The organism is Corallococcus terminator (genome assembly GCF_003611635.1).
Classification (GTDB): Bacteria; Myxococcota; Myxococcia; order Myxococcales; family Myxococcaceae; genus Corallococcus; species Corallococcus terminator.
Genome location: NZ_RAVZ01000792.1, coordinates 1 through 491, shown reverse-complemented (window position 1 = coordinate 491; position 491 = coordinate 1). Strand labels below are relative to the sequence as shown.

Sequence of the window (491 nt, the reverse complement as noted above, 5' to 3'; positions counted from 1 at the left end):
CCTTTACCCAGGCAATTACCCAAAGCGGGCAAATATCAACATGGCTCAGTCAGATATACCCAGCTCCAGCTCCGCGCAAAGATCATTGAAGAATCATCCGATGCACAACCTGCACCATGAAATTCACATATCTTGCTCGTGTTTCAACTGCAGAGGTCTTCTGTTCCCAAGTCATGCCTTCTCAGAAGATACTCATCCTTATCAATGCCTTCTTTCTCAAACTCACCCACGTTCACTGAGCTGCGGGGTGACGCGATGTCAACATTGACAAACGCGTCTTCTGATGAGCATCAATGTCAACCAAATCCAGATTTCTAGCTTTCTAGATGGCACTCGAACGACCAATAACGAACAAGATCATACCAGCGAGCTGTCCAGCGTCTCGCCAATTGCTACTCATTCTGCGTACCTGCCAAAAATACAATATCCCGCGCTAGTCAATAGTCATAGAGCCGGGATGCTTGATCGGGGATATAAGCGCCTCCCAGACT

At 47.7% G+C, this 491-nt stretch carries 1 protein-coding gene; it reads left to right on the top strand.

The genetic code is table 11. The features are described from left to right. Nucleotides 1-283: 283 nt before the first annotated feature. Nucleotides 284-491: hypothetical protein (locus D7V88_RS44075; protein ID WP_208726787.1), on the top strand; the 208-nt coding region annotated here is incomplete at its 3' end.